23 protein-coding genes, 1 tRNA gene and 1 pseudogene are annotated in these 24,926 nt (G+C 71.1%); 12 read left to right on the forward strand and 13 right to left on the reverse strand.

The window, feature by feature from the left end:
- Position 1: 1 nt before the first annotated feature.
- From IM725_RS05705 to IM725_RS05725, 5 genes are all read right to left on the reverse strand, one after another.
- A complete protein-coding gene (locus IM725_RS05705) occupies positions 2 to 982 on the reverse strand; it encodes a branched-chain amino acid ABC transporter permease (RefSeq protein WP_193779611.1) in 981 nt (326 codons plus the stop codon).
- On the reverse strand, positions 979 to 1,743 hold the full coding sequence (locus tag IM725_RS05710) for an ABC transporter ATP-binding protein (protein WP_193779612.1): 765 nt from the start codon (positions 1,741 to 1,743) through the stop codon (positions 979 to 981). The genes IM725_RS05705 and IM725_RS05710 overlap by 4 nt, the downstream gene beginning before the upstream one ends.
- Positions 1,740 to 2,531 (reverse strand): ABC transporter ATP-binding protein, encoded by a 792-nt coding sequence (locus IM725_RS05715; protein ID WP_193779613.1) that lies wholly within the window; start codon positions 2,529 to 2,531, stop codon positions 1,740 to 1,742. The genes IM725_RS05710 and IM725_RS05715 overlap by 4 nt, the downstream gene beginning before the upstream one ends.
- Before the next feature lie 100 nt (positions 2,532 to 2,631).
- Positions 2,632 to 3,828, reverse strand: coding sequence for a substrate-binding domain-containing protein (locus IM725_RS05720; RefSeq protein WP_193779614.1), 1,197 nt, complete (start codon positions 3,826 to 3,828; stop codon positions 2,632 to 2,634).
- Positions 3,829 to 3,970: 142 nt separating this feature from the next.
- Positions 3,971 to 5,446 (reverse strand): sigma-54 interaction domain-containing protein, encoded by a 1,476-nt coding sequence (locus IM725_RS05725; RefSeq protein ID WP_193779615.1) that lies wholly within the window; start codon positions 5,444 to 5,446, stop codon positions 3,971 to 3,973.
- 71 nt (positions 5,447 to 5,517) lie between these two features.
- Here IM725_RS05725 and IM725_RS05730 point away from each other — a divergent pair, with 71 nt between their 5' ends.
- The 6 genes from IM725_RS05730 to IM725_RS05755 all read left to right on the forward strand — a co-directional run bounded on the left by IM725_RS05730 (position 5,518) and on the right by IM725_RS05755 (position 13,496).
- Positions 5,518 to 5,943 (forward strand): RNA-binding S4 domain-containing protein, encoded by a 426-nt coding sequence (locus IM725_RS05730; RefSeq protein WP_193779616.1) that lies wholly within the window; start codon positions 5,518 to 5,520, stop codon positions 5,941 to 5,943.
- 110 nt (positions 5,944 to 6,053) lie between these two features.
- Positions 6,054 to 6,239 carry a hypothetical protein gene (locus tag IM725_RS05735; protein WP_193779617.1) on the forward strand — a complete coding sequence of 62 codons (186 nt, stop codon included), beginning with the start codon at positions 6,054 to 6,056 and terminating at the stop codon, positions 6,237 to 6,239.
- A 276-nt stretch (positions 6,240 to 6,515) separates the two neighbouring features.
- The gene (locus IM725_RS20785; protein WP_193779632.1) at positions 6,516 to 6,587 is read left to right on the forward strand and encodes an ESPR-type extended signal peptide-containing protein; all 72 of its coding nucleotides are present in this window, start codon (positions 6,516 to 6,518) and stop codon (positions 6,585 to 6,587) included.
- A 24-nt stretch (positions 6,588 to 6,611) separates the two neighbouring features.
- Positions 6,612 to 10,853: a beta strand repeat-containing protein gene (locus IM725_RS05745; RefSeq protein ID WP_193779618.1), complete on the forward strand. Its 4,242-nt coding sequence runs from the start codon at positions 6,612 to 6,614 to the stop codon at positions 10,851 to 10,853.
- Between the two features lie 14 nt (positions 10,854 to 10,867).
- Entirely contained in the window at positions 10,868 to 12,520 is a 1,653-nt protein-coding gene (locus IM725_RS05750) for a ShlB/FhaC/HecB family hemolysin secretion/activation protein (RefSeq protein ID WP_193779619.1), read from the forward strand.
- 190 nt (positions 12,521 to 12,710) lie between these two features.
- The gene (locus IM725_RS05755) at positions 12,711 to 13,496 is read left to right on the forward strand and encodes an SGNH/GDSL hydrolase family protein (RefSeq protein WP_193779620.1); all 786 of its coding nucleotides are present in this window, start codon (positions 12,711 to 12,713) and stop codon (positions 13,494 to 13,496) included.
- Here IM725_RS05755 and IM725_RS05760 read toward each other — a convergent pair.
- From IM725_RS05760 to tilS, 4 genes are all read right to left on the reverse strand, one after another.
- Entirely contained in the window at positions 13,481 to 14,257 is a 777-nt protein-coding gene (locus tag IM725_RS05760) for an SDR family NAD(P)-dependent oxidoreductase (protein ID WP_193779621.1), read from the reverse strand. The two genes, IM725_RS05755 and IM725_RS05760, sit on opposite strands and share 16 nt — an antisense overlap.
- Before the next feature lie 178 nt (positions 14,258 to 14,435).
- Positions 14,436 to 14,528: transfer RNA gene (locus IM725_RS05765), tRNA-Ser, on the reverse strand.
- Positions 14,529 to 14,586: 58 nt separating this feature from the next.
- A complete protein-coding gene (locus IM725_RS05770) occupies positions 14,587 to 15,855 on the reverse strand; it encodes an aspartate kinase (RefSeq protein ID WP_193779622.1) in 1,269 nt (422 codons plus the stop codon).
- Positions 15,856 to 15,960: 105 nt separating this feature from the next.
- Positions 15,961 to 16,902, reverse strand: coding sequence for a tRNA lysidine(34) synthetase TilS (gene tilS, locus IM725_RS05775; RefSeq protein WP_193779623.1), 942 nt, complete (start codon positions 16,900 to 16,902; stop codon positions 15,961 to 15,963).
- 90 nt (positions 16,903 to 16,992) lie between these two features.
- Between tilS and IM725_RS05780 the strand changes: the two genes are divergently transcribed.
- Positions 16,993 to 17,748 (forward strand): TonB family protein, encoded by a 756-nt coding sequence (locus IM725_RS05780; protein WP_193779624.1) that lies wholly within the window; start codon positions 16,993 to 16,995, stop codon positions 17,746 to 17,748.
- Positions 17,749 to 17,757: 9 nt separating this feature from the next.
- Here the strand turns inward: IM725_RS05780 and IM725_RS05785 are convergent, their stop codons facing one another.
- The 3 genes from IM725_RS05785 to cysS are packed head-to-tail and all read right to left on the reverse strand — an operon-like array spanning position 17,758 to position 20,788.
- Entirely contained in the window at positions 17,758 to 18,735 is a 978-nt protein-coding gene (locus IM725_RS05785; protein ID WP_193779625.1) for an acetyl-CoA carboxylase carboxyltransferase subunit alpha, read from the reverse strand.
- Between the two features lie 29 nt (positions 18,736 to 18,764).
- Positions 18,765 to 19,415: a DNA-3-methyladenine glycosylase family protein gene (locus IM725_RS05790; protein WP_193779626.1), complete on the reverse strand. Its 651-nt coding sequence runs from the start codon at positions 19,413 to 19,415 to the stop codon at positions 18,765 to 18,767.
- A complete protein-coding gene (gene cysS / locus IM725_RS05795) occupies positions 19,412 to 20,788 on the reverse strand; it encodes a cysteine--tRNA ligase (protein ID WP_193779627.1) in 1,377 nt (458 codons plus the stop codon). Before cysS ends, IM725_RS05790 begins: the two co-directional genes overlap by 4 nt.
- 71 nt (positions 20,789 to 20,859) lie before the next feature.
- On the opposite strand from cysS, the gene IM725_RS05800 reads away from it, so the two are divergent.
- From IM725_RS05800 to IM725_RS05820, 5 genes and pseudogenes are all read left to right on the forward strand, one after another.
- Complete coding sequence (locus tag IM725_RS05800) at positions 20,860 to 21,435, forward strand: tetratricopeptide repeat protein (protein ID WP_193779628.1); 576 nt, start codon at positions 20,860 to 20,862, stop codon at positions 21,433 to 21,435.
- Between the two features lie 66 nt (positions 21,436 to 21,501).
- Entirely contained in the window at positions 21,502 to 22,197 is a 696-nt protein-coding gene (locus IM725_RS05805) for a peptidylprolyl isomerase (protein WP_227753605.1), read from the forward strand.
- Positions 22,198 to 22,205: 8 nt separating this feature from the next.
- Complete coding sequence (locus tag IM725_RS05810; protein WP_193779629.1) at positions 22,206 to 22,712, forward strand: peptidylprolyl isomerase; 507 nt, start codon at positions 22,206 to 22,208, stop codon at positions 22,710 to 22,712.
- Between the two features lie 8 nt (positions 22,713 to 22,720).
- On the forward strand, positions 22,721 to 23,497 hold the full coding sequence (locus IM725_RS05815) for a UDP-2,3-diacylglucosamine diphosphatase (protein WP_193779630.1): 777 nt from the start codon (positions 22,721 to 22,723) through the stop codon (positions 23,495 to 23,497).
- A 1-nt stretch (position 23,498) separates the two neighbouring features.
- A pseudogene (locus IM725_RS05820) lies at positions 23,499 to 24,266 on the forward strand (M90 family metallopeptidase).
- Positions 24,267 to 24,424: 158 nt separating this feature from the next.
- Here IM725_RS05820 and IM725_RS05825 read toward each other — a convergent pair.
- The coding region (locus IM725_RS05825) for a 2OG-Fe dioxygenase family protein (protein WP_193779631.1) at positions 24,425 to 24,926 on the reverse strand (502 nt) is incomplete at its 5' end.

Below are 24,926 nucleotides of genomic sequence, written 5' to 3' on the forward strand. Positions count from 1 at the left end.
GCTATTTCGACAGCGAGTACACGCCCTGGGGCCGCCACAGCAGGATGGCCATCATGAGCGCGATGTTGGAGAAGAGCGCCGCCTTGGGCACCAGGAAGCCGGTGTAGTTGGCCGTCAGGCCCACCAGCAGCGCGCCCACCAGCGCGCCGGTGGTCGAGCCCAGGCCGCCGATGATGAGCACGATGAAGATCAGCACGTTCACCTGCGCGCCCATCTGCGGCACCACGTTCTGCTGGTACAGGCCCCACATCACGCCGCCCAGGCCCGCCAGCGCACTGCCGACCACGAACACGCCGATGAACAGCCGGCGGATGCGGTAGCCCAGGGCCTCCACCATCTCGCGGTCCTGCACGCCGCCGCGGATCAGCAGGCCGACCTTGGTGCGCGTGAGCACCCACAGCAGCACGGCGAACACCAGCACGCCCACCACCATGGCGAACAGCCGGTACTTCTCGATGGCCGCGTCGCCCAGGAAGATCGACCCGCGCATGCCCTCGGGCAGCGGCAGCGGGATCTGCAGCGGCCCCCAGATCACCTTGATCAGCTCCTCGCCGATGATCATGCCGCCCATGGTGATCAGGATCTGCTTGAGGTGGTTGCCGTACACCGGGCGCACGATGAAGCGCTCGAAGGCCAGGCCCAGGCCGCCGGCCACGGCCATGGCCACCAGCATGGCGGGGAGCACGGCAAGCAGGTTGACCCACAGGCTTTGTGAGCCGGTGTAGTCGCCCATGCTGCCGAGCACACTCGTCGCGATGAACGCGCCCAGGGCGATGAACACCCCATGGCCGAAGTTCAGCACGTCCATCAGGCCGAAGACCAGGGTCAGGCCCGAGGCGATGATGAAGATGATCATGCCCATCGCGAGGCCGGCCACGGTGAGCGTGAGCCAGGTCGAGCCCGAGCCGATGAAGGGGAAGACCGCCAGCGCGAGCGCGGGCACCAGGGCCAGGGGCTTCCAGTCGAGGTCGGTGCTTTTCACAGCGACAGTCCCAGCAGCGAGCGCTGCAACCCAGTGTCCTCGGCCAGCTCGCGCATGGCCCCGGCGTGGACCACCACACCGTTGTCCATCACGGCCACGCCGTCGCCCAGCCGCTTGGCGAAGTTGATGTTCTGCTCCACCAGCAGCAGCGTGACGCCGCTGCGCTTGAGTTCGGCGAAGGCCTCGATCATGTTGTTGATCATCACGGGCGCGAGGCCCTTGCTGGGCTCGTCGATCACCAGCAGCTCCCGCGGCTCGACGATGGCGCGCGAGACCGCCAGCATCTGCTTCTGGCCGCCCGAGAGCTTGCCCGCCGGGTGGTTCCAGAACTTCTTCACCGCCGGGAACAGGCCGAAGATCCACTCCAGGCGCTGGGTGTCCACCTGCTCGATGCGGCGCGCGCCGCGCGCGGCCAGCAGCATGTTCTCCTTCACCGTGAGGTCGGCGAAGATGCCCATGTTCTCGGGCACGTAGGCGATGCCCAGGCCCGCCACCTGGGGCGTGGGCAGGGCCGTGATGTCGCGGCCGGCGAAGGCGATGCGGCCCTGCGAGGCCCGCCACAGGCCGAGGATGGTGCGCAGGGTGGTCGTCTTGCCGGCGCCGTTGCGGCCCAGCAGCATGGTGAGCTCGCCGCGCGGCACCGAGAGATCGACGCCGTGCAGGATGTGGTACGCCCCGATGTGCGTGTGCACGCCTTCCAGCGTGAGCAGCGGCTCGCCGCGCACGGGGCCTGCCGTGGGGGACGCGGTGGCAGCGCTCATGCGCCCTCCCCTTGCACCGCCCCGGCGTCCGCGGGGATGCCCAGGTAGGCTTCCTGCACCACCGGCGAGGCGATCACCGTCGCCGGGTCGCCGTCAGCCACCAGGGTGCCGTTGTGCAGCACGATGATGCGGTCGGCCAGCTCGCGCACCACGTCCATCTTGTGCTCCACCAGCAGGATGGTCTTGCTGCGGTCCGCCTTGAGGCGGCGCACCAGGTCCAGGATGACGGGCGCCTCGGCCGCATTCATGCCCGCGGTCGGCTCGTCGAACATATAAACCTGCGGGTCCAGCGCCATCAGCAGGGCGACCTCCAGCTTGCGCTGGTCGCCGTGCGGCAGGTTGGCCACCAGCTCGTGCTCGCGGCCGGCCATGGCCACCGCATGCAGGATCGCGTCGGCGCGCTCGCGCACCGCGCGGTGGTCGCTCCACACGCTCCACAGGTTGCGGCCGCGCCGGTGCGGGCCGTCGGTGGCCGCCTGCACGGCGAGGCGCACGTTCTCCAGCACCGGCAGGTGCGGGAACAGGTTGGTCAGCTGGAAGGCCCGCCCCAGGCCGGCGCGGGTGCGCGCCGAGGCCGGCAGGTGGGTGAGGTCGCGCCCGCCCAGGCTCACGCGGCCGGCGCTCGCGCGCAGCTGCCCGGAGATCAGGTTGAAGTAGGTCGTCTTGCCGGCACCGTTGGGGCCGACGATGGCCGTGAGCGTGCCCGGCTCGAAGGCGCAGGTGACGCCGTTCACGGCCACGTGGCCGCCGAAGCGCACGGTCAGGTCATGGGTCGCAAGCTGGCTCATGGGGTCCGGGTCGCGGGCCGTCCCGGCCCGCATGCGGTGGCGGGCCCGTCAGGCGTTTGCACAGAGGGGGCGGAACGGGCGCCCGCAGGCGCCCGCCGGTTCAGCGCTTGTTGCGGATGGGCACGTCCATCTCGGACGGCTTGATCTCTTTGACCAGTTCCAGGTCAGCCAGCGCGCCGACCTTGGCCTTGGGCGAGACGCGGAAGTGGTACATGGACTGCATGGCCTGGTGGTCTTCCTTGCGGAAGGTCATGGTGCCCTTGGGCGTGTCGAAGCTCATGCCCTCCATGGCCGGGATCAGCTTGGCGGCCGTGGCGTCGCCGTTGGTCTTCTTGAGTGCCGTCACCACCGCCATCGCGGCCGAGAAGCCGCCGGCGGTGAAGAAGTCGGGCGGCGACTTGAAGCGGCTGTAGTGGTTGGTCACCAGCCACTGGTTGGCCGGGTTCTTGGGGAAGCCGAAGTAGTAGTAGCTCGCGCCTTCCATGCCGGGAAAGTTGTTGTAGGCCACCATGGCCGGCAGGATGTTCCCGCCAGTCACCACCTCGATGTTGTAGCGCTTCTTCAGGTCCAGGTCGGCCAGCTTGGCGAAGGGCGGGTTGGCACCCGCCCAGATGACGAAGATCACCTTGCGGCCGGGTTTGTCCTTCATCGCGTCGACGATGCGCTGAAAGCCCGCGGTGAAGTCGGTCGTGGTCGGCGGCAGGTACTCCTCGTGGACGATCTTGGCCTTCTTGAGCGCGTCCTTGAAGGCCTTCACGCCGTCACGGCCGAAGGCGTAGTCCTGCGCCAGGGTGGCGACCTGGGTGTCGGTCTGGTCCACCGTCACCGCGTTGGAGATCGCGTCCTGCGAGCTGCTGCGGCCGGTGCGGAAGATGTACTTGTTCCACTTGTCGCCGGTGATGGAGTCGGCCACGGCGGGTTCCACCAGCAGCACCTTCTTGTACTCCTCGGCCACCGGCAGCATGGCCAGGGCCACGCCGGAGGACGTGGGGCCGATGGCCAGGTCGACCTTGTCGTCGGCATAGGCCGCGGCCAGCAGCGACTTGCCCAGGTCGGGCTTGCCCTGGTCGTCCTTTTCCAGCAGCACGATCTTGCGGCCGGCGACCATCATGGTGCCGCCCGTGGCGTACTCCAAGCCCATCTGCAGGCCGGTCTGGGTCTGCTTGCCGTAGGCCTCGAGCGGGCCGGTGCGGCTGTAGATGTGGGCGATCTTGATGTCCTTGGCCTGGCCGAAGGCGAGCGGGCTGGCCAGGGCGCAGGCGGCGGCCGCGAGCGCGACCCAGGTTCGACGGTTCATGCTTTGTCTCCTTGTGTGTCCAGTCCGTGGATGCACCGTGATTGCACGCGCCGTGCCACCTTGCAAGCCCTTGATCCGATTGACTATTTCAGCGACTCCTCCCGTGATGTCTGAAAATCAGACAATCGAATATGCCTGAGTTTCAGACATATGTCTGCTTTTCAGACATTTCCTCCAGCCGCTCGTAGAGCGTCGCGCGGGAGATGCCGAGCATGCGCGCCGCCGCGACCTTGTTGCCGCCGCAGGCCGACAGCGCGGCCTGGATCGCCCGGCGCTCGACTTCGGCGACCTGCGCCGCCAGGGGCCGCAGCAGGGCCTGGGCGTCGCCCCCTGGCGCTGCACAGTCCGGCGGCGCCGCCGGCAAAATCTCCTCCAGGCCGGATTCGCGCAGCACCTCCTGCACGTGGCGAGCCTCGATGCGCTGCGACTCGGTGCGCATGGCGGCCTGCTCCAGCACGTTGCGCAGCTCGCGGATGTTGCCGCGCCAGGCCTGGGCCTGCAGCAGCGAGAGCGCGGCCGGGCTCAGCTCGGGCGGCGGCGTGCCGCCGCGCAGGCCCATGTCCTCGGCGATCACTTCCAGCAGGGCCGGGATGTCCTCGCGCCGCTCGCGCAGCGGGGGCACGCGCACCGGCAGCACGTTCAGGCGGTAGTACAGGTCCTCCCGGAAGCGCCCTTCGCGCACCAGGGCGGCGAGGTCGCGCGAGGTCGCGGCGATGACCCGGGCGTCGAAGCGCACCAGCTTGTTGGAGCCCAGCGGCTCGATCTCGCCCTCCTGCAGCGCGCGCAGCAGCTTGGGCTGCAGGCTGGGGGGCATGTCGCCGATCTCGTCCAGGAACAGCGTGCCGCCATCAGCCAGCTTGAACTTGCCGTCCCGGCCCTTGCGGTCGGCCCCGGTGTAGGCCCCGGGCGCGACGCCGAAGAATTCGGCCTCCAGCAGGGTGTCGGGCACGGCGGCGATGTTCACGCTCACCAGGGGCGCGGCCGAGCGCGCCGACGCGGCGTGGATGGCATGGGCCAGCAGCTCCTTGCCGGTGCCGGTCTCGCCCAGGAGCAGCACCGGGCTGGACGACATCGCGGCCCGCCGGGCCTGGCGCTTGACCTCCACCGCCGCCGGGCTGCCGCCCACGAAGCTGGCCAGCGTGTACTTGGTGCGGCGCTGGCTGGCCAGTTCGCGCCGGGCCTCGTCGAGGTCGCGCTGCAGGCGGGCAAACTTGCTGATCAGCGGCTGCAGCGTGGTCTCGGGATGGTCGAACAGCACGATGCCGATGGCGCCTATCAGCTCGCCCTGCTCGTCACGCAGGGGCAGGCGGCTGACCACGAAGGTGCCGGCCCGGTTGGTGAGCAGGTCGATCAGGATGGCCTCGCCCGTCTCCAGCACGCGCCGCATCTGGGTGTTGGGCACCACGTCCTCGACGAGGTGGCCCACCACCTGGTCGGGCGAGGAGAACCCCAGCAGCGGCAGGAAGCGGGCGTAGCCTTCGTTGAGCCAGACGATGCGGCCCGTCCGGTCGACCAGGAACATGCCCTGGCTGATGCTGGAGAACAGGTGGAACATGGAGCGCGCGGCCAGCTCCAGGATGGATTGGCCGTCGCGCGGCAGCGTGTCGTCGCCTTGCATGGGCCCATGGTAGCGCCGCGCGTGCATGTGGATACCGCGCCGGACCCGGGCTCGCGCACAATCCGGGGCGCATGGACCGACTGCGCATCGACAAGTGGCTCTGGGCCGCCCGCTTCTACAAGACCCGCACGCTCGCCGCCGAGGAGGTGGACCGCGGGCGCGTCACGGTCAACGGCCAGCCCGTGAAGCCGGCCCGTGAAGTGAAGGCGGGCGACACCGTGGCCGTGCGCATCGGCCCGGTGGAGCGCAGCGTCCTGGTGCGCGGGCTGTCGGCCCAGCGCGGACCGGCCCCCGTGGCGCAGCAGCTCTACGAGGAAACGGCGGACAGCGTGGCGGCGCGCGAGAGGGCCGCGGAGCAGCGCCGCCTGGCGCCCGAGCCGGCCCTGGCCATCACCCAGGGCCGCCCCACCAAGCGCGGCCGCCGCGAGCTCGACAGCGCGGCGGGGGGCTGGGGCGACCGCTGGAGCGCCACCCTGGACGACGACGCGGACCGCTGAGCGCGGGGCGCTGTCCGACGCGACTTGCTGGGCTGCGCTGTCACGGCGCTGACGTCCACCCTGGCCAGAATCCGTGGTTTTCGCAGTTCCAAGAAGACCAGGAGGATTCCATGAAGCCCACCACCCAGCGCACCCTGTCCATCCTGCAGCGCCTGCCGGTCATCCTGGCCGTCACCGCGGCCTCGTACGGCCTCGCGCAGCCCCAGCCGGGCACCCGAAGCCAGGCCCACAGCTCGCAGGCCAGCGGGCAGCATGGCCCCCTGGCCGGCCAGCCGCTGCGAGCCCTGCCGCGCTGAACCGGCCGCGCGCCACCCGACCAGCCGCCTGAGGGCGGCTTTTTTGCGTCCTTTGGTACTCAGTACGCCGGTAAGAGCCGCAGGCAACGGCCTTTTCCCCGCTTCGCGTCGCGGCCCGATCGTGACAATTTGTGACTGAAGCTCTACAATGAAGATCACGTTTAAATCGCTTATTGCATATTAATTGCGATGAACGACAATTAAACGCTTTAGACACGAGCGCGATCGCATCGAGGCCCGCTTCCGGGCCGGCGCAATTTCCCAGCGAGGACGAGGATGAACCGGACATATCGAGTGGTGTGGAACAGTGCCATGGGCGCCTGGCAGGCCGTGGCGGAAACGGCCTGAGGGCGGGGCAAGGCACGGTCGGCCGTGGCGGCGGCGGGCCTGGCCCTGCTGGCCACCTTGGCGGCTGGCGGGGCCCAGGCGCAGACCCTGCCCACGGGCGGACGCGTGGCCGCCGGAACGGGCAGCCTCAGCCAGTCGGGCAGCACCCTCACGGTCAACCAGTCCAGTTCGCGCCTCGCCGTGGACTGGCAGACCTTCTCGGTGGGCCAGGGCGCGACCGTGAACTTCGTGCAGCCTTCCAGCACCGCCGTCGCGCTGAACCGGGTCCTGGGCGCGGACGTCTCCGTCATCCAGGGCGCGGTGAAGGCCAACGGCCAGCTGTTCCTGCTCAACCCCAATGGCGTGCTGTTCACGCCCACGGCCCAGGTCAACGCCGGCGCCATCGTGGCCTCCACGCTGCAGATGGGCACCGAGGACTTCATGGCCGGCCGCTACCGGCTGTCGGGCAGCAGCCTGGCCCCGGTGGTGAACCAGGGCAGCCTCGCCGCCACCGGCGGGGCCCAGGGCGGCGCGGTCGCGCTGATCGCCGCCCAGGTGGTGAACACCGGCAGCATCACGGCCGACGGCGGCGCCGTCCTGCTCGCGGCCGCCCGTGACGTCACCCTGGACCTGGGCGGCCCGGCGCAGTTGCAGGTGAACGCCGGCGTGCTGGACGCGCTGGTGGACAACGGCGGCGCGATCCGCGCCGACGGCGGCCGGGTGTACCTCACGGCCCGGGCCGTGGATGCGCTGGCCAGCGCCACCGTGAACAACACCGGCGTGGTCCGCGCCCAGACCCTGGCCAGCGGCGAGAAGGGCGAGATCCGCCTGATCGCGGACATGCAGTCGGGGACGGCCCGCATCGGCGGCACCCTGGACGCCAGCGCGCCCCGGGGCGGCGACGGCGGCTTCATCGAGACCTCCGGCGCGGCGGTGCAGAACCTGCCCGGCCTGCAGGTCAGCGCCGCCGCGCCCGCCGGCCGGGGTGGCGAATGGCTGGTCGACCCGTACGACTACACCATCGACCTCGCGGCCGCCACCACCATCTCGAACAGCCTGAACGGGGGCACCAGCGTCACCGTCACCACGGCCAGCGCCAACGCAGGCTATGGCAGCACCGGCACTGGCCTGGGCGACATCACGGTCGCCAGTCCCATCGCCAAGACGGCCGGCGGCGACGCCGCGCTGGTGCTGCGCGCCGACCACAGCGTGCTGGTCAACCAGCCCATCACCTCGACGGCCGGCAAGCTGGACATCACGCTGAGCTCGGCCAACGCAGGCGGCAACGTCGGCGGGGTGAGCGTCAAGGCCAACCTGGGCTCCAACGGCGGCGACATCCTCATCGGCGGCGCCCTCACCGGCGGCAGCCAGCTCAACGGCATCGGCTATGCGCAGAACCTGGACGAGGGCGCAACGCTGAACCCGGCCGTGCTGATCGGCACCGGCACCGCGATCCGCGCCGGGGGCGGCAACATCGTGATCAACGGCCAGTCGCACATCCCCCAGAGCGGCAACAACAAGGTCGACGCCGTCTACATCGCCGACAGCACGACGATTTCGTCCGGCGGCGGCAACGTGCTGATCACGGGCGACGCCACCGCGGCCAACGACACGGGCACCTTCGGCGTGAAGTTCGCGCCCATCTCCAACACGCTGACCAAGATCGAGACCTCGCCCACCAGCGGCTACATCCAGGTCACCGGCATCAACCCGAACTTCCCCACCAGCGCGATCAACCTGGTGAACAACGGCAGCCTGGACCAGCTGATCTTCCTCGCGCCCTCGGTCGCCCAGATCGTCATCGACATCAACGGTAACATCCTGGGCAACGCGTTCCAGTACCAGCCGCCGAACAGCGGCTGCAACTCCGCCTACCCGAACTGCGGCTACTTCTCCACCCAGCTGCCGGGCGGCAACAACTCCAACCTCTACGCCTCGTACGGCGCCCTGGTGAACGCCCAGAACGCGATCTACGTGCTGGCGGGCGGCAGCCGGACCTACGACGGCCTCACCGCCATCGACCGCAGCACCCTGGACCCCTGGACGTCCGCCACCGGCTACACGACCACCGACCTCAAGGTGAAGATCGGCGGCGGTGCCAGCTCGCTGCCCAGCGGCCTGAGCCTGGACGCCTTCGCGGGCGCGGGCGGGCTGGTGAGCTTCTCGACCTCCAGCAAGAACGCCGGCACCTACAACATCGGTGGCTCGCCCGCCACCTACGGCCCGATCAACGCGGCCGTGAACGGCGTCTACCCGGCCCCGGCGGCCAACAGCTATGCCATCGGCTACTACGGCAAGTACGTCATCAACAAGAAGAGCGTGTCCAACCTGAGCGTGGACTCCAAGTACTACGACGGCACGACGACGGCCACGCTGCGATCCTCCGACTTCATCGCCGGCGACGTGGTGAACGCACTGGGCGGCTTCAGCTCGCCCAATGCCACCTCGACCTACCTTGCGGGCACCGTGGATGCCAACCACCTGAGCGCCAACGCCCAGGCCGTCACCGTCACCGGCTTCACCGGCGCCGATGCCGGCAACTACACCCTGGCGTCCACGCCCAGCGGCCTGAGCGCCGACATCTGGAAGGCTGCGCTCACGCTCACCGCCAGCAACGCCTCCAAGACCTATGGCGACCTCGCCAGCTTCGCCGGCACCGCCTTCACGCCCACCGGCCTGAAGCACGGCGAGACCGTGGGCTCGGTGTCGGAATCGAGCACGGGCGCGGCCGTCGGCGCGAACGTCGGCAGCTACGACATCGTGCCCAGCGCGGCCACGGGCGGCACCTTCGACCCGGGCAACTACGTCATCACCTACGCGCCTGGCACGCTCACGGTCAACGGCCGGTCGATCACCGTCACGGCCGACAACAAGACCAAGGTCTACGGCGACAACAACCCCACGCTGAGCTTCCAGGTCACCTCGGGCAGCCTGGTCAACGGCGACACGCTCTCGGGCGGCGTGGCCACCAGCGCCACCCAGTACAGCGACGTGGGCCACTACGACATCGCCCGCGGCACGGTGGGCAACGCCAACTACATCATCAGCTTCACCAATGGCACCCTGACGGTGAACGGCCGACCCATCTCGGTCACGGCCGATGGCAAGACCAAGGTCTACGGCGACAGCAACCCCACGCTGAGCTACCAGGTCACCGCGGGCAGCCTGGTCAACGGCGACACGCTCTCGGGCGGCGTCGCCACCAGCGCCACCCAGTACAGCGACGTCGGACGCTACGACATCACCCGCGGCACGCTGGGCAACGCCAACTACGTCATCAGCTTCACCAATGGCACCCTGGCGGTGAACGGCCGGCCCATTTCGGTCACGGCCGATGACAAGACCAAGGTCTACGGCGACAGCAACCCCGCGCTGAGCTTCCAGGTCACCGCGGGCAGCCTGGTCAACGGCGACACGCTCTCGGGCAGCCTCGCCACCATTGCCACCCCGTACAGCAACGTGGGCAGCTACGGCATCACCCGGGGTAACCTGGACAACGGCAACTACGTCATCAGCTTCGTGGACGGCGCGCTTCGCATCGCCCCGCGGCCGCTGACGGTCGCGGCGGATGACCAGTCCAAGCTGCAGGGTGCGCCCGACCCCGCCCTCACCTACCGACTGGTGCAGGGCAATCTGGTCGGCCAGGACGGCCTGGGCGCGCTCACGCGCGCGCCGGGCGAAGCGCCCGGCAGCTACCGCATCAATGCGACCGCGCTGTCCAACCCGAACTACCAGATCACCGCCATCGACGGCCAGCTGGCCATCGTCGCGGTCGACAGCCAGCCGGCGCCCGCGCCGGCGCCGCTGCCGCCCCTGCCGCAACTGGTCGCGCCCATCGTCGTGCCGAATTTCGCCGACAACGCGGCGCAGGCCCTGGGCGCGGACACCGCATCCACCGGCATGGGCAGCCTGAACTACATCACGCTGGGCGCTGCGACGCAGGCCCTGCCGGGCAGCACCGCCGGCGCGGCCTCCTCGGCAGCGCCTGCCGGCTTCGCCAGCGCCGCTGCGCCTGCGGCCGCACCCGAAGCCGGCGCAAGCCCGGCCCCGGCCCGTTCGGGCGACACCGCGCGCGAGGAACGCGCCGCCGCCGCGCAAGCCAGCAGCCCGGCCGCGGGCGCGCTCAACTTCGTCGAAGCCAACGCGGACGGCAGCCGCAAGGGCGGCAGCGAACTCAACGTCAACAACGTCACCGTCCCCAGCGCGAACGGCCCGCTGGACGTGTTCGTGGTCGACACCGGTGTCAACCGCAGCGGCGTGCAGGTCATGCGCGCCCTGGGCAACTGAGACAGCAGACTTTCATGAACAGGAACATCCTCGCCACCTCCCTGGCCCTGGCGCTCGCCGCCTGGGCCGTTCCCGCCCAGGCCCAGCAGGCGGGCCTGCAGGGCGCCACGCCGCCCCAGGCCCCGCAGGACAAGGCCTCGGTGCTGCCGACCCTGCCGGGCACCGCCACGCCCGCGCCAGCCCCCGGCGGCGCCACGGTCACGCTGCGCCAGGTCGTCATCGAAGGCAACCGCGCACTGGACACCGACACGCTGCTCTCGAAGCTCGGCAAGGTTCAGGGCCAGGCCCTGGACATGGCCGGCCTGGAGGCGCTGGCGGCTCGCGTGACCGCGGCCTACCGCGCGGCGGGCTACCCCTTCGCGCAGGCCTGGCTGGCCCCGCAGGACCTGAAGGACGGGGTGCTGCGCATCCAGGTCCAGGAAGGCCGCTGGGGCACGGTGCGCGCCCAGACCCTGCCGGGCAAGCCCGGCGATGCGGCTGGCGCCCAGCCCTTCCTGGACGCGGGGCTGCAGCGCGGCGACGCGATCCGCAACGCCCCGCTGGAGCGCACGCTGCTGATCCTGGACGACCAGCCGGGGATGAAGATCCGCCCGGTGATCCGTCCCGGCGCGGCCCAGGGCGAGGCCGACCTGGACGTGTACACCGAACGCGTGAGCCACGTGAGCGGCGAAGCCGGCCTGGACAACACCGGCCCGCGCTCCACCGGCGAATACCGGGTGCACGGCATGGTGGCGATCAACAGCCCCTTCAGCTACGGCGACAAGGTGACGCTCAACGGCATGGTCACCAACGAATCGCTGTGGCTGGGCTCGGCCGACTACGAGTGGCCCCTGGACGCCTCGGGCTGGCGCGGCCATGCCGGCCTCGCGCACACCAGCTACCAGCTGGCGGCCCAGTTCAGTGCGCTGGACGCGGTGGGCGTGGCGGACGTGCTGACCCTGGGCGTGAGCTATCCGCTGGTGCGCTCGCAGGCGGCCAACCTGCTGCTCAGCGCGGGCCTGACGGCGAAGAAGCTGCGCGACGACTACCGCGCCGTGTCCACCACCGTCGACAAGCGCAGCCAGGCACTGCCGCTGGCCCTGCAGTTCGACCGGCGCGACACGCTGCTGGGCGGCGGCGTGAGCTACGGCTCGCTGACGCTCACGCTGGGCCACCTGCATCTGGACGACGCAGCGGCCGCCGCGGACGCCGCCGGCGCGAAGACGGCCGGCAGCTTCTCGCGCCTGAACCTGGACGTGGCCCGCATCCAGGCCCTGCCGGCCGGCTTCAGCGCCTACGGGCGCTTTTCGGGCCAGTGGGCGAGCAAGAACCTGGACGCCTCCGAGAAGTTCAACCTGGGCGGCTTCTACGGTGTGCGCGCCTACCCGCTTGGCGAAGGCACCGGCGACCAGGGGTGGCTGGGCCAGCTGGAGCTGCGCCATGCGCTGGGGGCCTTCACGCCCTTCCTGTTCGTGGACGCCGGCCATGCCACCACCAACGCCAGGCCCTGGGGCAGCAGCGCTGCGGCGGGCCGCAGCGTGGGGGCGGCCGGCGCCGGGGCGCGCTACCTCCAAGGCGTGTGGACGGCGGAGGCCACGCTGGCCACGCGCACCCATGGCGGCACCGCCACCAGCGATTCGCGCGACCGCAACCCGCGCCTGTTCTTCACGCTGGCGCGGCGCTTCTGAGCCGCTCGCGGCCCGGTCGCCCCAGCCGGGCCACCGCCCTCCCCGTGCGGTCGCGGCCTCGCGCGCCCGTGTCAGCGCAGGCCGTCAGCTGCCGCGCCTGCGCCGCCGCAAGGGTCCTTCCCGCTTTCACTACAGGGGCTGGCGCCGGCGCCGCACAGGGGCCGGCCGCGGCCGCGGCCATGCTGTCGCCATGTTCCGCCCCGCCTCATTCCACCGTTTCGCTCCCCCGGCCTGGCCGCGACACGCCGGCTGGCTGCTGGCCGCCGCCGCCGGGCTCGCCATGGCCGATGCCGCCCGGCGCCAGCTGGACGGGATCGCGCGGGCGCGGGCCGATGCCGCCGCCGCGCGCGGCGCCTGGTCGCGCCCGGTCGGGGAGCCGCTGCGGCGCGTGCTGGTGCTGGGCGACAGCACGGGCGTGGGCGTGGGCGCGGACCCCGGGCGGGACTCGATCGCCGCCCTGCTGGCGCGCGAGCACCCGCAGGCCCACGTGCTGAACCTGAGCGCGTCCGGCGCGCGGGTGGCCGACATGCTGGCGCAGGCCCGGCAGGCGGCGGCGCAGGGGCCCTGGGACCTGGTGCTGGTGCTGGGCGGCGGCAACGACGTGCTGCAGCGCACCCCCTGGCCCGCGCTGGCCGCCAGCGCCGATGCGCTGCTGGCGACCTTGCGCGGCCGGTCGGGACGGGTGGTGTGGGCCGGCATGGCCAACGTGGGCCTGGCGCCGCTCTTCCTGCGACCGCTGGGCTGGTGGGTCAGCCTGCGCACCCGGCGCGCCGTGCGCCTCTACCGCGCGGCCTGCGCACGGCAGGGCGCGCGCTTCGTGGACTTCTTTTGCGAGGCCGGCGAGGACCCCTTCTCCGCCGAGCCCGCTCGCTACTACGCGCGCGATGGCGTCCACCCCAGCGCGGCGGCCTACGCCCTGTGCTGGCAGCGGCTGCGCCCCGCCGTGGCGGGCGCGCTGGCTCAGAACTTGGTGTAGCCGCCGTCGATGACGAACTGCTCGCCCGTGGCGTAGGCGGAGGCGCGGCTCGCGAGGTACACGGCGATGCCGCCGAAATCGTCGATGCTGCCCCAGCGACGCGCCGGGATGCGCGGCATCACGGCATCGGCGAACTTCGGGTTGCCGACCGACTTCTCCGTCATGTCGGTGACGATCCAGCCCGGCAGGATGGAATTGACGCGGATGCGGTGGCGCGCCAGCTCCACCGCCAGCGCCCGCACCATCGAGGTCACCGCGCCCTTGGACGCGCCGTAGTGGCTGTTGCGCGCCGCGCCCTCGATAGCCGCGGTGCTCGCGGTAGCGACCAGTGAGCCGCCCTGCCCGTGCGCCGCCATGTGCCGCGCCGCCGCGCGGAAGGTGAGGAACACGCCCTCCACGTTGATGCGCTGGACACGGCGGAACTCGTCCAGGCTCATCTCGGTGAGCGGCGTGCCCTTGCTGGACACGCCGGCGTTGGCGAAGCAGGCGTCCACGCGGCCCAGCCAGGCCGCGCTCGCGGCGAAGGCGGCCTCGACCTGTGCCTCCTCGCCCACGTCGCAGACCTGGTACTGCACCCGCGCCGCGTCGCCGCAGCCCTGGGCCAGCCCGGCCGCGGCGGCCTCGGTCTTGCCGGGATTGGAACCCCAGATGCTCACCCGCGCGCCGGCCGCCAGCAGCGCCCGCGCCATGCCCAGCCCGATGCCGCCGTTGCCACCGGTGATGACGACGCCCTGGCCGCTGAGATCGAAGTCCTTGTACATGCCGTGTGTCTCCTGCAGGCAGTGTGTCCGCCCGCGGTCGCGAGCGTCAAGGCAGCGATGTCGCCCAGGTGGCGGGGCCGGCCAGCTCAGCGGCGGCCGCAACCCGGCGCAGGATGCTTTCACAGGGGACCGGCCAAGAAAAAACCCCGCCAGCGATGGGCTGGCGGGGTCGGGTCTCTGGCGGAAACGGAGGGATTCGAACCCTCGATGAGGCTCTACACCCCATACTCCCTTAGCAGGGGAGCACCTTCGGCCACTCGGTCACGTTTCCTGAGGGCCACATTATGCCCCATCCGGCGCCCGGCGGGACGGCCGGGCACCCCATCCGTTCAGGCCGTCGGCTGGTCCAGGTCGAAGGCGCGGTGCAGCGCGCGCACCGCCAGCTCCATGTACTTCTCGTCGATGACGACGGAGGTCTTGATCTCGCTGGTGGAGATCATCTGGATGTTGATGCCTTCCTCGGACAGCGCGCGGAACATCTTGCTGGCGATGCCCACGTGGCTGCGCATGCCGATGCCCACGATGCTCACCTTGCAGATGCGGGTGTCGCCCTCGATGCTGTCGGTGCCCAGGCTGGGCAGCACCTTGCCCTTGAGCAGGTCCACGGTGCGGGCGTAGTCGTTGCGGTGCACCGTGAAGCTGAAGTCGGTCTTCCCATCCTTGGAGATGTTCTGGATGATGACGTCGACCTCGATGTTCGCGTCGGCCACCGCGCCCAGGATGTTGTAGGCGATGCCGGGCTTGTCGGGCACGCCGAGCACGGAAATCTTGGCTTCGTCGCGGTTGAAGGCGATGCCGGAAACGACGGCTTGTTCCATTTGCGTGTCTTCCTCAAAAGTGATCAGGGTGCCGGACTTGGCCTCTTCCTCGATCGCGATGTCCCAGGGCGTGAAGCTCGACAGCACGCGCAGGGGCACCTTGTATTTGCCGGCGAATTCCACCGAGCGGATCTGCAGCACCTTGGAGCCCATGGAGGCCATCTCCAGCATCTCCTCGAAGCTCACGGTCTGCAGGCGGCGGGCCTCGGGCACCACGCGCGGGTCGGTCGTGTAGACGCCGTCCACGTCGGTGTAGATCAGGCACTCGGCCGCCTTCATGGCCGCCGCCACCGCCACGGCGGAGGTGTCGCTGCCGCCGCGGCCCAGGGTGGTGATGTGGCCCTTGTCGTCCACGCCCTGGAAGCCGGTGATGATGACCACCTTGCCGGCCTCGAGCTCGGCGCGCACCTTGCGGTCCTCGATGGACTCGATGCGGGCCTTGGTGTAGGCGCTGTTGGTGTGGATGGGCACCTGCCAGCCGGCGAAGCTGACCGCGGGCACGCCCTCGGCCTGCAGCGCGATCGCCAGCAGGCCGACCGAGACCTGCTCGCCGGTGGAGGCCAGCATGTCCAGCTCGCGCAGCAGCTCGTCGGTCTGCTTCGGGGGCGAGAGCTCCTTGGCCAGGCCGAGCAGCCGGTTGGTCTCGCCGCTCATTGCGCTGGGCACGACCACCATCTGGTGGCCGGCGCGGTGCCACTTGGCCACGCGCTTGGCGACGTTGCGGATGCGCTCCGTGGAGCCCATGGACGTGCCGCCGTATTTGTGAACGATCAGTGCCATTCGAAGGGAGGAGGAAGGACGGGGAACCGGCCAGGCCGGGGTGCCGTTCAGGCCGCGCGGCGCGGGCCCCGAAGACGGGCGCTGCAGAGCGGCAAAACCCCGGGATTATACCGAGGCGGTGTAGGCGAGCCGCTCGCCGTCGCGGGTGACGAAGCCCAGGCCCACCTTGAGGCGGATCGCATGGCCACGGGTGGTGCAGGCCTGCACCTGGTCCAGCAGTTCCTCCATCTGCGCCTCGCTGGCCTGGGTGCCGTGGACGCTGCGCAGCCAGTGCCGCAGCAGGTTGGCCTGGCGTGCCCGGCCGAGCGCACGCAGGGCCTGCAGGCGGGGCGGCGCGCCGGCGGCCGCCAGGTCCAGCGCGCCGAACTCCTCCAGCAGGGCCTGGGCCTGGGCGGCATGGCGGGCGCTGCGGGCGAAGGTGTCGCGAAAGCCCGGGAAGGCCTGGTCCAGCGCCGGCGTCAGCCGGGCCCGGATGCGGTTGCGCGTGAAGCGCACGTCCTGGTTGCTGGGATCCTCGACCCAGGCGATGGCCTGGGACCGCAGGAACTCGCGCAAGGCGGCGCCCGGCACGTCCAGCAGCGGCCGCGCGAAGCGCATGCCGCCGGCGGTCCAGTCCGGGCGCATGCCCGCCAGGCCCGCCAGGCCGGCGCCGCGGGAGAGCGCCAGCAGCAGGGTCTCGGCCTGGTCGTCCGCGTGCTGGGCCAGGGCCACCATGGCACAGCCGGCCTCGTGCGCCGCCGCCGCGAGCGCGGCGTAGCGGGCCCGGCGCGCGGCATCCTCGGGGCTCTCCCCGGCCGCGTGGCGCGCGTCCACGTGCAGGGTGTGCAAGGGAAGGTCCAGCGAACGGCACAGCGCCTCGCAGTGCGCCTGGAAGCCGTCCGCGGCCGGCTGCAGGCCGTGGTGCACGTGCAGGGCGCGCACCTGCCCGGGCCAGCGGCGCGCGCAGGCCACCAGCAAGGCACAGGAATCGGCGCCACCGCTCAGCGCCACGGCCAGCGGCAGGGCCGGCTGGAAGCGCTCTAGGGCCTGGTCCAGGGTGAGGGACATGGGGACGGTGGACGCGCGTGCATGTGAAATTATGCGGCTGGCGCCCGGGTGGACGGCCCGGGTCGCCGGGGCCGCAGAGAATCGCGCCCCATGCGTGCCCCCGCCCCGCTTGCGCCGCTGGTCCTGGGCCTGCTGCTCCTGAACCCCGGCGCCGCCCTGGCCCAGGCCGCGGTGCCCGCGGTGTCCGCCGCCTCGGAGACGATGCACCGCGCAGCCGACGCGCCCTTCCGCTTCATCCTGCGCCACGCCAGGCCGGCAGCCCCCGCCGCACAGCCCGCCAAGGCGGCATCCGCCCCCTCCCGCGGCACGGGCCCGGCCAGCGCCAGCGCGCGTGCGCCCGGTCCGGCGGGCACGGCGCCAGGTCCCGAAGCGGCGGCGGTGCCTGTGCCCGGCGCGGGCCCTGCGGCTGCGGCCGCCCGCGGGGCCTCCGGCGCGGCCCCGCGCGCCAGCGCATCCGCCCCGTCCAGCGCGGTCGCGACGGCCGGAGGTGCCGCCGCGTCCGCCGCGTCGCGAGTCACCGGCCTCGCTCCGCTGCCCGGCGCCTCGGGCACCGGGGCCGCCCCGGCCGCTGTCGCGGCCAGCGCCTCACGCCCGTCGGGCGATCCCGTGCCCGTGCAGACCGGCATGCCGAAGCTGCGGCCCGAGCAGATCCGCCAGGGCCTGCGGGGCACGGTGCGCGTCCAGTTCGAGGTGCTGCCGGACGGCAGGACGGGGAATGTGCGCGTGCTGGAGAGCACGCTGCGCTCGCTCAACCGGGCGAGCGTGGAAGCCGTGCAGGGCTGGCTGTTCCAGCCCCAGGAGGGCACGCGCACGCTGGAGACCGAGCTGGTCTTCGACCTGCGCTGAGGCCGGGCTTCAGCGGGCCTCGGCCTTGGTGTCGTTGAAGCGGCCGCAGCCCTGCAGGCGGTCGTAGCGGCGGTCCAGCAGTTCGCGCGGCTTCAGGTCCGCGAGCTGGCGCCAGGCGTCGTTGAGCGCGCGCTTGAGGAAGGCCGCCATCTGCTTGTGGTCGCGGTGGGCGCCGCCCACCGGCTCGCTCACGATCTTGTCCACCAGGCCCAGGGCCTTGAGGCGGTGCGCGGTGATGCCCATGGCGTCGGCCGCTTCCTGCGCCTTCTCGCCCGTCTTCCAGAGGATGGAGGCGCAGCCCTCGGGGCTGATGACGGAATAGATCGAGTACTGCAGCATCAGCACCTGGTCGCCCACGGCGATGGCCAGCGCGCCGCCGGAGCCGCCCTCGCCGATGATGGTGGTGATGATGGGCACTTCCAGCTGCGCCATCTCGAAGATGTTTCGGCCGATCGCTTCGGACTGGCCGCGCTCCTCGGCGTCGATGCCGGGGTAGGCGCCGGGCGTGTCGACAAAGGTGAACACCGGCAGCTTGAACTTCTCGGCCGTCTTCATCAGGCGCAGCGCCTTGCGGTAGCCCTCGGGCCGGCTCATGCCGAAGTTGCGCAGGCCGCGCTCCTTGGTGTCGCGACCCTTCTGGTGGCCGATCACCATGCAGGCGTTGCCGTTGAAGCGGGCCAGGCCGCCGACGATGGAGAGGTCGTCCGCGAAGTGGCGGTCGCCGTGCAGCTCGATGAAGTCCGTGAAGATCTCGTTCACGTAGTCCAGCGTGTAGGGCCGCTCGGGATGGCGCGCGATCTTGGTGATCTGCCAGGGCGAGAGCTCGCTGTAGATGTCCTTGGTGAGCTGCTGGCTCTTCTTGGACAGCTGGTCGATCTCTTCGGAAATGTCGACCGCGGATTCGGTCTGTACGTAGCGAAGTTCCTCGATCTTGGACTCCAGCTCCGCGATGGGTTGCTCGAAATCCAGAAAGGTTTTCTTGGCCAAGGTGTGTGCTCCTCGGGGGTGTTGTACCGTCAGTACTCGACCGGCAGGGGGTCCAGCGAGCGCCAAATATACCAAGTGGCGACGCTGCAGTAGGGGGCCCAGGCGGCGGCCACCTCGCGCGCATCGCTGCGGCTGACGGCCTCGCCCGAGAAATAGTTGCGGCTGATGCCGTTGATGAGGCCCACGTCGTCCAGGGGCAGGACGTTGGGACGCATCAGGTGGAAGATGAGGAACATCTCGGCCGTCCAGCGGCCGATGCCGCGGATGCCGACCAGCTCGGCGATGATGTCCTCGTCGCCCATGTCCTTCCAGGAATCGACGTGGATCGCACCGGAGTCGAAGTGAAGGGCCAGGTCGACCAGGTATTCGATCTTGCGCGCCGACAGGCCGGCCTCGCGCATGTCGTCGACCTTGAGCTTGAGCACGTTGGCCGGTGCCATGCGGCGCGGCAGCTTGGCGAAGCGGTCCCACACGGTCTGCGCGGCCTTGACCGAGATCTGCTGGCCCACGATGCTGCGCGCCAGCGTGGTGAAGGCGTCGCCGCGCGACTGCAGGCAGGCGTCGCCGAACTGCGGGATCAGCCGCTTCATCACGCGGTCCTTGCGAGAGAGGTGGCGGCAGGCCTCCTCCCAGTAGCCCGGCGTGGTGAACACCACCGGCTCTTCGGGTGCTGCGCTCAAGAGGCGGCCTCCCAGGTCGTGCCCGTGGGCGAATCCTTGAGCACGATGCCCTGGGCCAGCAGGTCGGCGCGGATGCGGTCGGCCTCGGCGAAGTCGCGCGCCTTCTTGGCTGCGGCACGCGCCTCGATCAGGCGCTCCACGGCCTGGGCGTCCACGGCCGTGCCCGCGCGCAGGAAGGCCTTGGGGTCCGACTGCAGCAGGCCCAGCGTGCCGCCCAGCGCAGCCAGCAGCCCGGCCAGGCGCGGCGAGCGCGTGCGGTTGACTTCGGCGGCCAGCTCGAACAGCACCGCCACGGCCTCGGGCGTGCCGAAATCGTTGTCCATCGCGGCCTTGAAGCGCGCGGCATGGCCCTCGGACCAGTCGATGGCGGCCGGCTCGGGCGTGACCCCGTCGAGCGCAGTGTACAGGCGGCGCAGGCTGGCCCGCGCGTCGTCCAGGTGCTTGTCGCTCCAGCCCAGCTCGCTGCGGTAGTGGCCGCGGACCAGGAAGAAGCGCACGGTCTCGGCGTCGTAGTGCGCCAGCACCTCGGGCAGCGAGAAGAAGTTGCCCAGCGACTTGGACATCTTCTCGCCGTCGATGTTGAGGAAGCCGTTGTGCATCCACACGCGCGCCAGCGGCACCTCGAAGGCGCCCTCGCTCTGCGCGACCTCGTTCTCGTGGTGCGGGAACACCAGGTCGATGCCGCCGCCATGGATGTCGATCGGCTGGCCGAGCAGCGCGCGCGCCATCGCCGAGCACTCGATGTGCCAGCCGGGGCGGCCCAGGCCGAAGGGGCTCTCCCACTTGGCGTCCTGCGGCTCGCTGGGCTTGGCCGATTTCCACAGCACGAAGTCCAGCGGGTCCTGCTTGTCCTCCTGCACGGCGACGCGCTCGCCGGCCCGCAGTTCGTCCAGCGGCTTGCCCGAGAGCTTGCCGTAGCCGCGCAGTGCGCGCACCGCGAAGTTCAGGTCGCCGCCGCTGGCGCGGTAGGCCAGGCCCCGGGATTCGAGCAGGCTGCAGATTTCCACCATCTGCGGGATGTAGTCGGTGGCGCGCGGGTCGTGCGTAGGACGCAGGATGCCCAGGGCGTCGTAGTCCTGGTACATGAGCGCGGTCATGCGCTCGGCCAGGGCCCGCACGGTCTCGCCGTTCTCGACCGCGCGGCGGATCATCTTGTCGTCGATGTCCGTGATGTTGCGCACGAAGGTGACGCGCAGGCCGGACGCCTGCATCCAGCGGCGGGCGACGTCGAAGGCCACGGCGGAGCGCACGTTGCCGATGTGCGGCCTGTCGTACACCGTGACACCACAGACGTACATCCGCACATGGCCCGGCTCGATCGGCGAAAACTCTTCCAGTGCACGCGTCAGCGTGTTGTAGATGCGCAGGCTCATTGGGATGTGGTGGGGAGGCGGTGCGCGCGGGTCGCACGGCTACAATCGGTCGCAGTATAAGGCCCCGCTTCATGAACCGCGCCCGCGTCCGCCACCTCGTCCTGGCCGCCCTCGCCCTGCTGACGCTGCCGGCGCTGGCCGATGACTTCAGCGACATCCAGCAACTCATGAAGGCCGGCCAGCCGGCGCAGGCACTGGCCCGCACCGAGCAGGCCATCACCACGACGCCGCGCGACGCGCGCCTGCGCTTCCTCAAGGGCGTGCTGCTGGCCGACCTCGGCCGCCGCAGTGAAGCCGTGCAGGCCTACACCGAGCTCACGCAGGACTTCCCCGAGCTGCCGGAGCCCTACAACAACCTGGCCGCGCTCTACGCCGCCACGGGCGACTACGACAAGGCCCGCGCGGCGCTCGAATCCGCGGTGCGCGCCAACCCCGGCTACGGCACCGCCTACGAGAACCTGGGCGACGTGTACCTGCGGCTCGCCGCGCAAGCGTACACGCGGGCCCAGCAGCTGGGCCCCGATGGCACGGGCGCGGGCGCCAAGCTGGCCCAGGTGCGCCAGCTCTTCGGCCCGGCCCGGCCCGCGGTGCCTGCCGCTGCGCCGGCCGCCCCTGCAGCGTCGTCCGCCTCCGCCGCCGCGCGCTGACCCCGCCGGCCGCACGCCTGCCCGGGCCCCGCTACCATTGCACGCCTGCCAACCCTGGAGACCCGCTTGAAGCACAGCCTCACCCGCCGCAGCGCCGCCCTCGCGGCCTGTGCGTGCGCGCTCGCGCTCGCGCTGCCGATGACCACCTCCGCCGCCGAGGACGCGCCCCGCGTCAAGTTCGTCACCACGCAGGGCGACTTCACGGTCGAGGTCTACCCCGACAAGGCGCCCAAGACCGTGGCGAACTTCCTGCAGTACGTGCGCGACAAGCACTACGACGGCACCATCTTCCACCGCGTGATCGAGAACTTCATGGTGCAGGGCGGCGGCTACGACGCCAAGTACAACGAGAAGCCCACGCGCGCGCCGGTGCCCCACGAGGGGCGCGAGGCCCTGGAGCGCGGCGGCCCGCACAACACCGTGGGCACGCTGGCCATGGCGCGCACCAACGATCCGAACTCGGCCACCGCGCAGTTCTTCATCAACGTGAAGGACAACCCCTTCCTGGACCCGGTGCCCCTGCCGCCGGGCGACCCGGTGAAGAAGTTCGAGTACCACGGCCGCACCTATGAGAACGTGCCGCGTTCGCAGCTGCTGAACGCCGCCCAGCTGTACGGCTACACCGTGTTCGGCAAGGTCGTCAGCGGCATGGACACCATCAACAAGATCAAGGCCGTGCCCACCGGATCCGGCGGCCCCTTCCCCACCGACGTGCCGCAGACGCCGGTCGTCATCCAGTCCGCCACCATCGTCAAGAAGTGAGGCTTCCCATGAGCAACCCCCAGGTCGAACTCCACATCGCCGGCTACGGCACCGTCACCCTCGAACTCGACGCCGAGAAGGCCCCCAGGTCGACCGAGAACTTCCTCAGCTACGTGAAGAAGGGCCACTACGACGGCACCGTCTTCCACCGCGTGATCAACGGCTTCATGGTGCAAGGCGGCGGCTTCACCCCCGGCATGGGCCAGAAGCCCACCGACGCGCCGATCGAGAACGAGGCCGCCAACGGCCTGAAGAACGACAAGTACACCGTCGCCATGGCCCGCACCAGCGACCCGCACTCCGCCACCGCGCAGTTCTTCATCAACGTGGCCGACAACGACTTCCTCAACCACAGCGGCAAGAACCCCAGCGGCTGGGGCTACGCGGTGTTCGGCAAGGTCGTGTCCGGCACCGACGTCGTCGACCGCATCAAGGGTGTGAAGACCGGCCGCAAGGGCTTCCACGACGACGTGCCCCAGGCCGACGTGGTGATCGAGAAGGCCGTCGCCCTCTGACCCTGCCCATGGCCGCGGCTGCCCCGGCGTTCACCGAACTGCTGGCGCCGCCGGCCTGGCGCAGCGTCGACTTCATCTCCGACCTGCACCTGCAACCCGGCGAGCCCGCCACCTTCGAGGCCTGGCGGCGGTTCATGGCGGCCACGCCCGCCGACGCCGTCTTCATCCTGGGTGACCTGTTCGAGGTCTGGGTGGGCGACGACCTGGCCGCCGCCCCCGGCTTCGCGGCCGACTGCGCCGCCGTGATCGCGGCCACCGCGCAGCGCGCGCCGGTGTTCCTGATGCACGGCAACCGCGACTTCCTCATCGGCGAGGGCTTTGCCCGCGCCTGCGGCGCCACCCTGCTCGCCGACCCGGCGGTGCTGGGCTTCGCAGGCCAGCGTGTCGTGCTCACGCACGGGGACGCGCTGTGCCTGGACGACACCGACTACATGGCTTTCCGCGCCCAGGTGCGGGACGCGGCCTGGCAGCAGGCCTTCCTGGCCCGCCCCGCTGCCGAGCGCGAGGCCCTGGGCCGCGAGATGCGGCGCCAGAGCGAGGCCCGCAAGCGCGAGCAGGGCCCCGAGCAGTACGCCGACCTGGACGCCGCCGCCGTGCAGGCCTGGCTGGACGCTGCGGACGCCCGCGCCATGGTGCACGGCCACACCCACCGCCCCGCCACGCATGCGCTGGCCGGCGGGCGCGAGCGCATCGTGCTCAGCGACTGGGACGCGGCGGCGCAGCCGCCCCGGCTGCAAGCGCTGCGCCTGTCCGCCGCGGGCGCGCAGCGCATCGCGCTGGCCTGAGATGTTCGGCTGGCTGCGCCGTGCCGCCCGCCCGGCGCGCGAGATCCCCGGGCCGCACTGGGAGCGCGTGCTGCGCGACCACCCCTTCCTCGCCCGCCGGCCGGCCGCCGAGTTGCAGGCGCTGCGGGCGATGACGGGGCGCTTCCTCGCCGACAAGGAATTCACCGGCGCGAACGGCCTGGTGGTGAGCGACGCCATGGCCATCGCGATCGCCGCGCAGGCGGTGCTGCCCGTGCTGCACCTGGGCCTGCAGTGGTACGAGGACTTCGTGGGCATCGTGGTGCATCCCGGCCAGGTGCTGGCACCGCGCACGGCGCAGGACGAAGCCGGCGTGGTGCACGAGTGGCGCGAGGTGATCGCCGGCGAGACGCAGCCGGGCGGCCCGGTCACCCTGAGCTGGCAGGACGTGGCGGGCGCGGGGCTCTCGGCCGAGCACGGCTACAACGTGGTGGTGCACGAGTTCATCCACAAGATCGACATGCGCGACGGCAGCGCCAATGGCTGCCCGCCTCTGCCCACGACGGCGCTGCGGCGCGACTGGCCGCAGGTGATGCAGGCCGAGTGAGAGGCCTTCCGCGAGAAGACCATCATCGCCCAGCGCTTCGGCGGCGAGCCGCCCTGGCTGGACCCCTACGGCGCCACGGCCCCCGCCGAGTTCTTCGCCGTCGCGGGCGAGGCCTACTTTGTCAACCGCGAGCGCTTCGGGCTGGAACACCCGCGCCTGCTGGCGCTGTTCGACGCGTTCTTCCTGCGGGGTCTGGGGGGCTGAGGTCTGCGCTGCGCAGCTTGTGCAGCTTGTTCGGGTTGTGCGGCTCGGGCGGGTTGGCGCTCGCCCGGACCGCGACGGAGGTAGGCCACTCCGCGACTGTCCCCCGCCCCAGCCCGGGCGCGTACCGGTTTCTACAACGTGGCGCTCGTGCGGGTGCCTCAGGCCCCCTGGAAGCCCTTCGCCCGGCAGGTCAGCACCAGCGTATCCCGGTGCCCCGCCCTGCCCTCCACCGGCTGGATCGGCGTGGTCTCGTGGATCACGCGCTCGTCGTCCAGCAGCAGCAGGCTCCAGGGCTCCTGCAGCGTGAAGCGCTCGCCCGCGCGGCCCTCGGCCTCGAAGACGCGGGTCTCGCCGCCCTTGATCGCCTCACGGTCGACCAGGAACACGGCCACCAGGTCCACGCCGTCGCGGTGCGCACCCTCGGGCGTGGGCCGGCCGATGCCGCCCGCGGTGTCGATGCGGAACTGGTGCGCCTCGATGAACCAGGGCTGCGCCCCCTTGAGCACGCTGGCCGTGCGGGCCAGGGCCCGCAAGAGGCCCTGCCAGGCGGGCGAGGCCAGCACCTGCGGCTGCACCGGATCGAACCAGCGCTGCATGCCGCCGTGCAGGGCGTTGTATTCGAGCGGCTGCCAGTGCGCGCGGTGCGGCACCTGGGTGATC

This window comes from Ramlibacter aquaticus (genome assembly GCF_015159745.1).
Lineage (GTDB): Bacteria > Pseudomonadota > Gammaproteobacteria > Burkholderiales > Burkholderiaceae_C > Ramlibacter > Ramlibacter aquaticus.